Origin of the sequence: uncultured Frigoribacterium sp., from assembly GCF_963515265.1 — a bacterium.
Lineage (GTDB): Bacteria > Actinomycetota > Actinomycetes > Actinomycetales > Microbacteriaceae > Frigoribacterium.
On the sequence record NZ_CAUPYL010000016.1, the window covers coordinates 1 to 12144 of the forward strand.

Here is a 12144-nt window from a genome sequence, read left to right on the forward strand (position 1 = left end):
GGGGGGGTTCTTGCGGGGGGGTTCGCGGGGGCCGGGGGGGGGGGCCGGGGGCCGGCCCCCCCCGGCGCGGGGGGCGGGCGCCCCCCCGCCCGCCGCCCCCCTCACGCTCAGCGGACTGCGGCGAGCAGTGCGGGCAGTGCGCCCGCCACGTCGTCGACGGTCAGCCGGAGCACGGGGCGACCGTGGTCGGCCAGCACGGTCGCGTCGCCGGCGGCCTGCGCCTGGACGAGCTGTCCGAACGTGAACGGGCTCTCCGGGATCTCCAGGTCGGTGGACGCCGTCTGGGTGATCTGGAGGAACACTCCGTTGGCGGGTCCGCCCTTGTGGTACTGGCCCGTGGAGTGCAGGAAGCGGGGCCCCCACCCGAAGGTGACGGGTCGCTTCGTGCGCGCCGCGAGCACGTCGCGGAGCTCCTCGAGCTGCGGGTAGGCAACCCGGTCGGCGTAGGCCTGGATCGACAGGTAACCGTCGTCGGTCAGCGCCGACAGGAGGGCCGACACGGCCGACTCGAGCGAGTCTCCGAGCTCGACGCCGCCGACCTCGCGGACCTCGACGCCCTCGGCGGTGAACGCCGGGGGAGTCGGGGCCGGACGGTCGTCGAGCAGCGCACGCGTCGCGACCTTCGCCGACTCGACGTCGGGCTGATCGAACGGGTTGATGTCGAGCAGGCGCCCGGCCACGGCGACGGCGTACTCCCAGACCATGATCTGACCGCCGAGCGAACCGGAGATCTCGACCTCGCCGGGGGCGACCTCACGGGTCTCCGCCGCGTTGGCGACCAGGCGCACGACCTGCACGTCGTGCAGGCCCAGGCTGATCTCCGGAGCGTCCGTGCCGAGCACGACGGGGAGGAGGCCGCGGCCCTGCTTGCCGGTGGACTCGGCGATCAACTGCTCGGCCCAGTCGGGGAACCCGATGATGTGGGTGCCGTCGGCGACGATCGCGATCTTGTCGCGCAGGGGCGAGGTGCCCGCGAGGACCGCGCCCAGCACGAGGCCGGGGTTGTCCGCGCTGTCCTGCGAGAGCTCGACCGTGACCGCGTCCGCCTCGGCGAGCAGCTCGCGGATGTCGGCGCCGGCGAGGCCGGACGGTACGAGGCCGAAGGCCGACAGCGCCGAGTAGCGGCCGCCGATGGCGGGGTCGGCGTTGAAGACGCGGTAGCCGGCCTCCCGGGCCTGTCCGTCGAGGGGCGACCCCGGGTCGGTGACGACCACGATGCGCTCGACCGGGTCGATGCCGGCGTCGCGGAAGGCCTTCTCGAAGGTCTTGCGCTGGCTGGCGGTCTCGACCGTCGACCCGGACTTCGACGACACGACGAGCACGGTCCGCTCGAGCCGGTCGTGGAGGGCCGTGAGGACCTGCCCGGGCTCCGTGGCGTCGAGCACGGTCAGCTCGACGCCGTAGGTGCGCGTGATGACCTCGGGAGCCAGCGACGAGCCGCCCATGCCCGCGAGCACGACATGGTCGACGCCCTTGGCGGCGAGCTCCTCGCGGAGCGCGTCGATCTCGTCGAGGAGGGGCGTGGAGACCACGACTGCCTCGGTCCAGCCGAGACGCTTGGCCGACTCCTCCTCGGCGTCCGGGCCCCAGAGAGTCGGGTTCTGCGCCGTGATGCCGGAGGCGACGAGGTCGCTGACCAGCTGGGGCACGACGGTCTCGACGGCGGTGGCCGCGTCGCCGCTCGCGGCGATCGTGATGGTCACTTGGCGTCCTCCGCGGTGGGCTTCGAGGACTCGAGGGCTGCGGTGACGGTGTCGAGCAGCTCGTTCCAGGAGACGATGAACTTCTCCACGCCCTCCTTCTCGAGCAGCTCGGTGACCTCGTCGTACGAGACGCCCTGGGCCGCGATCGCGTCCATGACCTCGTTGGCGGAGGCGTAGGAGCCGCTGATCGAGTCGCCACGGACCTCGCCGTGGTCGAACGTGGCCTCGAGGGTCTTCTCGGGCATCGTGTTGACGACGTCGGCGGCGACGAGCTCGACCACGTAGGTCGTGTCGAGGACGGCAGGGTCCTTGACGCCGGTCGAGGCCCAGAGGGGACGCTGCTTGTTGGCGCCGGCGGCGAGCAGGCCCTTCGCGCGCTCGGTGTCGAAGGCCTGGACGTAGGCCTCGTAGGCGAGCTGGGCGTTCGCGACGCCCGCCTTGCCCTTGAGGGCCTTGGCCTCGTCGGTGCCGACGGCCTCGAGGCGCTTGTCGATCTCGCTGTCGACGCGCGACACGAAGAACGACGCGACGGAGTGGATCTCGCTGATGTCGATGCCCGCGGCCTTGGCCTGCTCGAGACCGGTGAGGTAGGCGTTGATGACGGCGCGGTAGCGCTCGAGGCTGAAGATCAGGGTGACGTTGACGCTGATGCCCTTGGCGATCACGGCGGTGATGGCCTCGAGACCCTCGACCGTCGCGGGGATCTTGATGAGCGCGTTGGGACGACCCACCTTGGCGGCGAGCTTGACGGCCTGGTCGATGGTGCCCTGCGCGTCGTGCGCGAGGCCCGGCTCGACCTCGATCGACACGCGGCCGTCGAAGCCCTTCGTGTCGTCGTAGATGCCGCGGAAGATGTCGCAGGCGCGGGTGACGTCGTCGGTCGTGATCTCGAAGACCGCGTCGGTGACGCTCACGCCGGTCTTGGCGAGCAGCGCGACCTGGTCGTCGTAGGCCTCGCCCTTGGCGAGGGCCGACGCGAAGATGGTCGGGTTCGTGGTGACGCCCACGACGTTGCGCTCGGCGATCAGCTTCTCGAGGCCGCCGGCGTTGATGCGCTCACGCGAGAGGTCGTCGAGCCAGATGCTGACGCCTGCGGCGGAGAGCTGTGCGGTGTTGGTGTCGGTCATGTCGTTCTCTTCTTTCTTGCCGGCGCTCAGAGAGCGGCCAGCGAGTCCTTGACGGCGGCCACGGCGGCTTCGGTGGTGATGCCGAACTCGCGGTAGAGCGTCTTGTAGTCGGCGGAGGCGCCGAAGTGCTCGATGGAGATGCTGCGTCCGGCGTCGCCGACGATGCCGCGCCACGGGAGCGCGACGCCTGCCTCGATCGAGACGCGGGCCTTGACGGCGGCCGGGAGGACCGCCTCCTTGTACTCGGCGCTCTGCTCGTCGAACCACTCGAGGCTGGGAGCCGACACGACGCGGGCGTTGATGCCCTCGCCGCGCAGGACCTCACGGGCCTCGACGGCGATCTGCACCTCGGAGCCCGTGGCGATCAGGATCACGTCGGGCGTGCCGCCGGGAGCCTCGGCGAGGACGTAGGCGCCCTTCGCGACGTTCTTCGCCGACGCGAAGACGTCTCCCTCGGCGTCGCCGTCGCCGCGCTCGAAGACGGGCAGGTTCTGGCGGCTGAGCGCCAGGCCGGCCGGGCCGTCGAAGCGGTCGAGGATGGTCTTCCAGGCCCAGGCGGTCTCGTTGGCGTCGGCGGGGCGCACCACGGCGAAGTCGGGGATCGCGCGGAGGGCGGCGAGCTGCTCGACCGGCTGGTGCGTGGGGCCGTCCTCGCCGAGCGCGACGGAGTCGTGGGTCCACACGTACGTCACCGGCGACTTCATCAGGGCGGCGAGACGCACGGCAGGGCGCATGTAGTCGCTGAAGATGAGGAACGTGCCGCCGAACACGCGCGTGTTGCCGTGCAGGGCGATGCCGTTCATGATCGAGCCCATGGCGTGCTCGCGGATGCCGAAGTGCAGCACGCGACCGTAGGGGTTGCCCTGCCACTCGTGCGTCGACCACTCGGTCGGCACGAAGGAACCGCCGCCGTTGATGGTCGTGAGGTTCGACTCGGCGAGGTCGGCGGAGCCGCCCCAGAACTCGGGGACGACGCCGGCGATGGCGTTGATGACCTTGCCGGAGGCGGCTCGGGTCGAGACCTCCTTGTCGGTCGGGAAGACCGGCAGCGCCTCGTCGAGGCCCTCGGGCAGCTCGCCCTTGAGGACGCGGTCGAGGAGGGTCTTCTTGTCGGGGTTGGCCGACGCCCACTCGTCGAACGACGTGCGCCACTCGGCGTGCTGTGCCTGGCCGCGCTCGACGGCCTTGCGGGTGTGCTCGAGGACCTCGGGGTCGACGTCGAAGGTCTTCTCGGGGTCGAAGCCGAGCACCTCCTTGAGGCCCGCCAGCTCTTCGGCGCCGAGCGCCGAGCCGTGGATCTTGCCGGAGTTCTGCTTCTTGGGCGAGGGCCAGCCGATGATCGTCTTGAGGATGATCAGCGAGGGCTTGCTCGTCTCGGCCTTGGCGGCCTCGATCGCGTCGTTGAGGGCGGCGACGTCCTCGACGTACTCGCCCGTCTTCTTCCAGTCGACGACCTGGACCTGCCAGTCGTACGCCTCGTAGCGCGCGTGGACGTCCTCGGTGAAGGCGATGTTGGTGTCGTCCTCGATCGAGATCTGGTTGGAGTCGTAGATCACGACGAGGTTGCCGAGCTGCTGGTGACCGGCGAGCGAGGACGCCTCGCTGGTGACGCCCTCCTGCAGGTCGCCGTCGCCGGCGATGACGTAGACGAAGTGGTCGAACGGCGAGGTGCCGACGGCGGCCTCGGGGTCGAACAGGCCGCGCTCGAAGCGGGCGGCGTAGGCCATGCCCACGGCGGAGGCGAGCCCCTGGCCGAGGGGACCGGTGGTGATCTCGACGCCGTCGGTGTGGCCGTACTCGGGGTGGCCGGGCGTCTTCGAGCCCCAGGTGCGCAGCGCCTTGAGGTCGTCGAGCTCGAGGCCGTAGCCGCCGAGGTAGAACTGGACGTACTGGGTCAGCGAGCTGTGCCCGACCGAGAGGACGAAGCGGTCGCGGCCGATCCACTCGCTGTCGCTGGGGTCACGACGCATGACCTTCTGGAAGAGGAGGTACGCGGCGGGCGCGAGGCTCATCGCCGTCCCCGGGTGGCCGTTCCCGACCTTCTCGACCGAGTCGGCCGCGAGGACGCGGACCGTGTCGACGGCCTTGTTGTCAATGGATTCCCACTGCAGATCTGCCACTTGGAGATGACCCTTCTTGTTGCGAACTGCGCGGGGTCGATTCGCTCCCGCGCTGACATGCGCCTGCCGAGACGTCGTCGGCTGCGGCCGCTCGGGCACGGACCGGAGGTCGCGCGACAGGGAGCCGATGGTTCGATGTCGAGGATTCCGTCGCCGTGCGGGCGTGCGACTGGCAAGCACCTGCAAGTATAGGGACGAAAGGGCTCGCTCCGCCCGCAGGGAGCGCGCCGTTCCGCCGTCAGCGTCGCCGGTCATCGCCTAGACTCGCTGGTTCGCCTAGACTCTCCGCGCCGAACCGTACATCTCGTCAGAGGGACCCATGACCGCAGCCATCGACACCCGCCCCACCACCGGACCCCGGGGCATCCGTCGCAAGGCTGGCGCCTACGTCGCGCTCACGAAGCCCCGCGTGATGGAGCTGCTGCTCGTCACCACGGCCCCGACCATGTTCCTCGCCCAGGGCGGCGTCCCGAACCTCTGGCTCGTCGCGGCCACCCTCATCGGCGGGGCGCTCAGCGCCGGCTCGGCCTCCGCGTTCAACTGCTACATCGACCGCGACATCGACCGCATCATGAAGCGGACGCAGGGCCGGCCGCTCGTCACCGGAGAGGTGACCGACCGGGAGGCGCTGGCGTTCTCCTGGATCGTGGGCCTCGCCTCCATCGTCTGGCTGGCCCTCACGGTCAACCTCCTCTCGGCCGCCCTGTCGCTCGGCGCGATCCTCTTCTACGTGCTCGTCTACACGCTGTGGCTCAAGCGCCGCACGCCCCAGAACATCGTCTGGGGCGGCATCGCCGGGTGCATGCCCGTCCTGATCGGCTGGGCCGCCGTCACGAACGACCTCAGCTGGCCTCCGGTCATCCTCTTCATGGTGATCTTCCTCTGGACGCCGCCGCACTACTGGCCTCTGTCGATGAAGTACCGGGACGACTACGCCGCCGCGTCGGTGCCCATGCTCGCCGTCGTCCGCGGCCGGTCGTCCGTCGGCCTCCAGGTGATCCTCTACGCGTGGGCCACCGTCGCGTGCTCGCTGCTGCTCGTCCCCGTCGCCCACATGGGCGTGCTCTACACGGTCGTCGCCCTGGCGAGCGGCACCTGGTTCGTGTGGGAGTCGCACCGCCTGTACAGCCGTGCGATCCAGCACGTCGCCGAGGTCCGTCCGATGCGCGTGTTCCACAGCTCCATCACCTACCTGACGCTGCTCTTCATCGCCGTCGGCATCGATCCGCTGCTGCCGTTCTGAGGCGTCCGGTGAGCGCCGGCGCCGAGGACGTCCTCGACTGGACCGTCCGTGAGGGGCGACCCGACGACGTCGACGCCCTCGCCGACCTGAAGCTCGCCGCCCTCGAGCCCGACCTGAGGCGGGCAGGCGTCTGGCGTCCGCCGTACAACCGTGCGCGCTTCGAGCGCGAGTTCGTGCCGACCGAGACCCGCGTGGTCGAGGTCGGGGGGCGCCTCCTCGGCTGCCTCGCGGTGCACCCGGAGGGCGACGACGTCTGGCTGCGCCATTTCTACCTGGCCGAGGAGGCGCGGGGCCGGGGAATCGGCACGCGCCTGCTCCGGGAGGCGCTCGCCTCGCTCGGGTCGCGGCCCGTGCTGCTGGACGTGCTGACGGGCAGCCGGGCGGCGCGCCTGTACCTCCGGCACGGCTTCGTGCCGGTCGAGGACGACGGCGTCGACGTGATCATGCGGCGGGACGCGCCGGACGGGCCCGACGCATCGGACGCGCTCGAGGCTCCGGCCGACCGGCCCGCTCAGACGCGGACGGACTCCGCGGAGTCGACGGTCAGCTGAGCCTCGGACGGGCTCTGGTCCTCACGCAGGGAGAGGACGAGCGCGGTCGTCGCAGCCACCAAGAGCGCCGCCAGCACCATGTGCGAGCCGACGAGGAGCGGCGGCAGGCCCGTCCGCGCCTGGGCGATGCCCACCGCGATCTGGACGAGCTCGACGCCGAGGAGGGCGAGGGGGAACCGGCGCGGGAGACCCGTCCGGAGGGTCCAGACGACGACCGCGAGGGTCAGCGCGAGGGTGGCGTAGGCGGGCCAGCTGTGCACGTGGTCCATCACGGCCGGGTCGAGGCCGTTGCGGGGAGTGGCGGCGTCGCCGGCGTGCGGTCCGGAGCCGGTGGTGAGGACGCCCACGACCACGGTCAGGAGGACGATGCCGGACAGGACGTGGACGAGCCTGGCGTAGGCCGGGGGAGTCGCCGCGTGGTGACCCCGCGGGCCGCGGAGCACCCGCCAGACGAGGACCGTGGACAGGGCGACCAGCGCGATCGAGACGAGGAAGTGCGCCCCGACGATGTACGGGTTCAGGCCCGTCAGGACGGTGATGCCGCCCAGCACGGCCTGGAGCGGGATGCTCATCCCCTGGGCGAAGGTGAGCCAGAACAGCTCACGACGCTGCTTGCGCATGCGGAGGACGAAGAGGAAGGCCAGCACGACGACTGCCGTGAGGACGAAGGTGAGGAGGCGGTTGCCGAACTCGATCACCCCGTGGATCCCCATCTCGGGCGTGCTGACGAACGAGTCGGCGGTGCAGCGAGGCCACGTCGGGCAGCCGAGGCCGGACCCGGTCAGCCGCACCGCGCCTCCGGTGCCGATCAGCAGGACCTGGCAGACCAGCGAGGCCCAGGCGATGAACCGGACGCGGCGGTCGGTCGTCGTCGGCAGCCACCGCCAGAGGCGCGTCACGGGTCCGGGCCGGGTCACCTGTGCGTTGCTCACGAGTTGCTGCCTTTCGTCACATCCGCCGCTCTGCCCTGTAGAATCGATGAGTTCAGGGACACACCCGACACGAGCGTCGACGACGACGCCCGAGGGCCGTGGGATCCGCAGAAGCGGTACGCGGACCTCACATCAGTCTAAGCAACGCTGGCTCCGCCTCCGCTCCACGCAGGCAGCCGTCGGAGCTCGACCGGGAGTCCGTCTCGCAGCGCGAGCAGCTGGGCCCCCATCCGACGGGGAATGGTCACGACCCGACCCACGTTCGGCCCAGCAGAGAAAGAGGTAGTCATGTCAGACGTGTTGATCGACCGACCAGAGCTCGAGAGCCTGGGGCAGTACGAGTTCGGCTGGTCCGACTCCGACGCAGCGGGCGCCTCCGCGCGCCGTGGAGTGTCGCCCGAGGTGGTGACCGACATCTCGGCGCTGAAGAGCGAACCGGAGTGGATGCTCAAGAACCGGCTCAAGGGCCTGGCGCTCTTCGAGCGGAAGCCCATGCCGACCTGGGGCGCCGACCTCTCCGGCATCGACTTCGACAACATCAAGTACTTCGTCCGCTCCACCGAGAAGCAGGCGACGACGTGGGAGGAACTCCCCGACGACATCAAGAACACGTACGAGAAGCTCGGCATCCCCGAGGCGGAGCGCAACCGCCTCGTCGCGGGCGTCGCCGCCCAGTACGAGTCCGAGGTCGTCTACCACCAGATCCGCGAGGACCTGGAGGAGCAGGGCGTCATCTTCATGGACACCGACACGGCCCTCCGCGAGCACCCCGAGATCTTCCAGGAGTACTTCGGCACGGTGATCCCGGCCGGCGACAACAAGTTCGCCGCCTTGAACACGGCCGTCTGGTCGGGCGGCTCGTTCGTCTACGTGCCGAAGGGCGTCCGGGTCGAGATCCCGCTGCAGGCCTACTTCCGCATCAACACCGAGAACATGGGCCAGTTCGAGCGGACGCTGATCATCGCCGACGAGGGCAGCTACGTCCACTACATCGAGGGCTGCACGGCGCCGATCTACAAGAGCGACTCGCTGCACTCGGCCGTCGTCGAGATCATCGTGAAGAAGAACGCCCGCGTTCGGTACACCACGATCCAGAACTGGTCGAATAACGTCTACAACCTGGTGACCAAGCGCGCCATCGCCCACGAGGGCGCGACCATGGAGTGGATCGACGGCAACATCGGCTCCAAGGTGACGATGAAGTACCCCTCGATCTACCTCGTCGGCGAGCACGCCAAGGGCGAGACCCTGTCCGTCGCCTTCGCGGGTCCCGGCCAGCACCAGGACGCCGGCGCGAAGATGATCCACATGGCGCCCTACACGACGTCGTCGATCGTCTCCAAGTCGATCGCCCGGGGCGGCGGCCGCGCCGGGTACCGCGGTGAGGTCCGCGTCGACGACGCGGCACACCACTCCGCCAACACGGTGCGCTGCGACGCGCTGCTGGTCGACACCATCTCGCGGTCCGACACCTACCCGGCGATCGACATCCGCGTCGACGACGTGCAGCTCGGCCACGAGGCGACGGTGTCCCGGGTCAGCGAGGAACAGCTCTTCTACCTCATGTCGCGAGGCATGGCGGAGGACGAGGCAATGGCCATGATCGTGCGCGGGTTCATCGAGCCGATCGCCCGGGAGCTGCCGATGGAGTACGCCCTCGAGCTCAACAAGCTCATCGAGATGAGCATGGAAGGATCAGTCGGCTAGATGTCCGCCGCAGCACCCACCACCACAGACACCGCGCCCGAGGGCGTCCAGCACGGCGCAGGGGCGCACAGCGACGGCGGATGGGGCCTCGTGCCCGTCCAGACCCGTTCTGGCCGCTTCCGCTCCACCGACCCTGCAGCCTTCGCGGCCGTCACCGGCCGCGAGGTCGACTGGAAGCTCAGTCCCGTCGACCGCCTCCGCCCGCTCATCGACGGACCGCTCGACGGCTCGCCGTACGCGTACCTCGCCCGGGAGACCGGCGGGGCGGCCGTCGAGTGGCTCGACCGGGCCGACGCCCGCGTGGGGCGTGCCGGCGCGCCGGAGGACAAGGCCTCGGCGAACGCCTGGGCCTCGACCGAGAAGGTCCTCGTCGTGACCCTGACCGGCGACGAGCCGTCCACGGTCACGATCGGCCGGAGCGGCCTCGACCGCGAGCCGCGTGCCGGCCACACCGTCATCCACGCGACCGCGAACACCCGCTCGCTGGTCGTGCTCCGCAACACGGGCTCGGCGCAGCTGGTCGAGAACGTCGAGATCGTCGTCGACGACGGGGCGCACCTGACCGTCGTCAGCCTGCAGGAGTGGGACGACGACGCGATCCACCTCGCGAGCCACTTCGCGACCATCGGTCGCGACGCCCAGCTCAAGCACTTCGTCGTCTCGCTCGGCGGCTCGATCGTGCGCGTCAATCCCTCGGCCCACCTGGCCGGGCAGGGCTCGGACACCGAGCTCTACGGCGTCTACTTCGCCGACGCGGGCCAGCACCTCGAGCAGCAGGTCTACGTGCACCACGACGCCCCCAACAGCCGCAGCCGCGTCAACTACAAGGGCGCGCTGCAGGGCGTGGGCGCCCGCACGGTCTGGATCGGCGACGTGTTGATCGCCCGCACCGCACCCGGGACCGACAGCTACGAGCAGAACCGCAACCTCGTCCTCAGCGAGGGCACGCGGGCTGACTCGATCCCGAACCTGGAGATCGAGACGGGCGACATCGCCGGGGCCGGCCACGCCAGCGCCACCGGTCGGTTCGACGACGAGCACCTCTTCTACCTGCAGTCGCGCGGCATCTCGGAGCACGAGGCACGTCGGCTCGTCGTCCTCGGGTTCCTCAGCGAGGTCGTGCAGAAGATCGGCGAGCCCGAGCTGCAGGAACGTCTCATCGACGCACTCGAGGTCGAGCTCACCGCAGGTGAGGGCCTCTCGACGGCAGGCGGCGCCGCCTGATGGCCGGGGTCAAGGTCTGCGGCGTCGACGACGTCACGCCGGCCCAGGCGATGCGCGTCGTCGTCGACGGAGTCGCCGTCGCCGTCGTCAAGGACAGCTCGGGCGACATCCACGCGATCGGCGACACCTGCACCCACGGCGACATCTCGCTCTCCGAGGGCTTCGTCGAGGACGACACGCTCGAGTGCTGGGCGCACGGCTCCAAGTTCGAGCTGACGACCGGCAAGCCGCTCACCCTCCCTGCCTACGAACCCGTACCGGTCTTCCGTGTCACCGTCGTCGACGGTGACGTGTACGTCGACACCACCGCGTCGTCCGCCGACGTCGCACAGTAAGGAAAAGAACGCATGTCCACTCTCGAGATCCGCGACCTCAAGGTCAGCATCGACACCGACCAGGGCGTCAAGCCCATCCTCAAGGGCGTCGACCTCACCATCAACGAGGGCGAGATCCACGCCGTCATGGGCCCGAACGGCTCCGGCAAGTCCACCCTCGCCTACACGATCGCCGGGCACCCCCGCTACAACGTCGACGGCGGCAGCATCCTGCTCGACGGTCGCGAGGTGCTCGACATGTCGGTCGACGAGCGGGCCAAGGCCGGTCTCTTCCTGGCCATGCAGTACCCGGTCGAGATCCCCGGCGTGACGGTCGCCAACTTCCTCCGCACCGCCAAGACCGCCCTGGACGGCGAGGCTCCCGCGATCCGCACCTGGATCAAGGACCTCCGCACCCACATGAGCGACCTCAAGATGGACGCCTCGTTCGCCGAGCGCAACGTCAACGAGGGCTTCTCGGGCGGCGAGAAGAAGCGTCACGAGATCATGCAGCTCGAGCTGCTGAAACCGAAGTTCGCCGTGCTCGACGAGACCGATTCCGGTCTCGACGTCGACGCCCTCAAGATCGTCTCCGAGGGCGTCAACCGCGCCAAGGCCAACACGGGCCTCGGCCTGCTGATGATCACGCACTACACGCGGATCCTCCGGTACATCAAGCCCGACTTCGTCCACGTCTTCGTCGACGGCCACGTCGCCGAGCAGGGCGGCCCCGAGCTGGCCGACCGTCTCGAGGACGAGGGCTACGACCGCTACGTGTCCGCTGCGGCCGCCGCGGCGGCCGCGACGACGCCGGCGGTCAGCTGACCATGGCCGTCGCCCTCGCCCCGGAGAAGTTCGACGCCACGATCGAGGCTCTCAAGGAGGTCGTCGACCCCGAGCTCGGGGTCAACATCGTCGACCTCGGCCTCATCTACGACCTCGCCATGGACGAGGAGCACGAGAACGCCCTCATCATCAGCATGACGTTGACGTCGGCTGGCTGCCCGCTCACCGACGTGATCGAGGCCGACACGGCCAACGCCCTCGACGGCGTGGTCGACGCCTTCCGCATCAACTGGGTGTGGATGCCGCCGTGGGGCCCCGACCGGATCACCGACGACGGCCGCGACATGATGCGTGCCATCGGCTTCTCGATCTGATCCACCCCGCACACGAAGGACGCCCCCGGTCGATGACCGGGGGCGTCCTTCGTGTGCGCGCCC

The 12144-nt window shown here is 69.9% G+C and carries 11 protein-coding genes; 7 read left to right on the plus strand and 4 right to left on the minus strand.

Translation table 11 applies throughout. The features are described 5' to 3' along the window. Positions 1 to 107: 107 nt before the first annotated feature. Genes RWM17_RS03275 through tkt form a run of 3 tightly spaced genes read right to left on the minus strand, consistent with a single transcriptional unit; the run spans position 108 to position 4950 of the window. A complete protein-coding gene (locus tag RWM17_RS03275; RefSeq protein WP_314101305.1) occupies positions 108 to 1703 on the minus strand; it encodes a glucose-6-phosphate isomerase in 1596 nt (531 codons plus the stop codon). Next, positions 1700 to 2830, minus strand: a complete 1131-nt coding sequence (tal, locus tag RWM17_RS03280; protein WP_314101307.1) for a transaldolase — start codon at positions 2828 to 2830, stop codon at positions 1700 to 1702. The genes RWM17_RS03275 and tal overlap by 4 nt, the downstream gene beginning before the upstream one ends. A 26-nt stretch (positions 2831 to 2856) precedes the next feature. Beyond that, positions 2857 to 4950 carry a transketolase gene (gene tkt, locus RWM17_RS03285; RefSeq protein WP_314101310.1) on the minus strand — a complete coding sequence of 698 codons (2094 nt, stop codon included), beginning with the start codon at positions 4948 to 4950 and terminating at the stop codon, positions 2857 to 2859. 319 nt (positions 4951 to 5269) lie between these two features. Here tkt and RWM17_RS03290 point away from each other — a divergent pair, with 319 nt between their 5' ends. Both RWM17_RS03290 and RWM17_RS03295 read left to right on the plus strand, forming a co-directional pair. Further along, entirely contained in the window at positions 5270 to 6193 is a 924-nt protein-coding gene (locus tag RWM17_RS03290; RefSeq protein ID WP_314101313.1) for a heme o synthase, read from the plus strand. An 8-nt stretch (positions 6194 to 6201) separates the two neighbouring features. After that, a complete protein-coding gene (locus tag RWM17_RS03295) occupies positions 6202 to 6744 on the plus strand; it encodes a GNAT family N-acetyltransferase (RefSeq protein ID WP_314101316.1) in 543 nt (180 codons plus the stop codon). On the opposite strand, the gene RWM17_RS03300 is transcribed toward RWM17_RS03295, so the two are convergent. Then, entirely contained in the window at positions 6705 to 7676 is a 972-nt protein-coding gene (locus RWM17_RS03300) for a COX15/CtaA family protein (RefSeq protein WP_314101318.1), read from the minus strand. The genes RWM17_RS03295 and RWM17_RS03300 overlap by 40 nt on opposite strands. Positions 7677 to 7964: 288 nt before the next feature. On the opposite strand from RWM17_RS03300, the gene sufB reads away from it, so the two are divergent. The 5 genes from sufB to RWM17_RS03325 are packed head-to-tail and all read left to right on the plus strand — an operon-like array spanning position 7965 to position 12081. Next, on the plus strand, positions 7965 to 9383 hold the full coding sequence (gene sufB, locus RWM17_RS03305) for a Fe-S cluster assembly protein SufB (RefSeq protein WP_146900868.1): 1419 nt from the start codon (positions 7965 to 7967) through the stop codon (positions 9381 to 9383). Then, a complete protein-coding gene (gene sufD / locus RWM17_RS03310) occupies positions 9384 to 10607 on the plus strand; it encodes a Fe-S cluster assembly protein SufD (RefSeq protein ID WP_314101321.1) in 1224 nt (407 codons plus the stop codon). Continuing rightward, positions 10607 to 10942: a non-heme iron oxygenase ferredoxin subunit gene (locus tag RWM17_RS03315; protein WP_133737517.1), complete on the plus strand. Its 336-nt coding sequence runs from the start codon at positions 10607 to 10609 to the stop codon at positions 10940 to 10942. Before sufD ends, RWM17_RS03315 begins: the two co-directional genes overlap by 1 nt. A 12-nt stretch (positions 10943 to 10954) precedes the next feature. Next, a complete protein-coding gene (gene sufC / locus RWM17_RS03320) occupies positions 10955 to 11746 on the plus strand; it encodes a Fe-S cluster assembly ATPase SufC (protein WP_314101325.1) in 792 nt (263 codons plus the stop codon). 2 nt (positions 11747 to 11748) lie between these two features. Continuing rightward, complete coding sequence (locus RWM17_RS03325) at positions 11749 to 12081, plus strand: metal-sulfur cluster assembly factor (protein ID WP_146900878.1); 333 nt, start codon at positions 11749 to 11751, stop codon at positions 12079 to 12081. Positions 12082 to 12144: the final 63 nt, after the last annotated feature.

Bases quoted from the DNA above. Each gene is read 5' to 3' on its own strand.
- tal (WP_314101307.1), bottom strand. From the start codon at position 2,830: ATGACCGACACCAACACCGCACAGCTCTCCGCCGCAGGCGTCAGCATC.
- RWM17_RS03290 (WP_314101313.1), top strand. From the start codon at position 5,270: ATGACCGCAGCCATCGACACCCGCCCCACCACCGGACCCCGGGGCATC.
- sufB (WP_146900868.1), top strand. From the start codon at position 7,965: ATGTCAGACGTGTTGATCGACCGACCAGAGCTCGAGAGCCTGGGGCAG.
- sufD (WP_314101321.1), top strand. From the start codon at position 9,384: ATGTCCGCCGCAGCACCCACCACCACAGACACCGCGCCCGAGGGCGTC.
- RWM17_RS03315 (WP_133737517.1), top strand. From the start codon at position 10,607: ATGGCCGGGGTCAAGGTCTGCGGCGTCGACGACGTCACGCCGGCCCAG.
- sufC (WP_314101325.1), top strand. From the start codon at position 10,955: ATGTCCACTCTCGAGATCCGCGACCTCAAGGTCAGCATCGACACCGAC.
- RWM17_RS03325 (WP_146900878.1), top strand. From the start codon at position 11,749: ATGGCCGTCGCCCTCGCCCCGGAGAAGTTCGACGCCACGATCGAGGCT.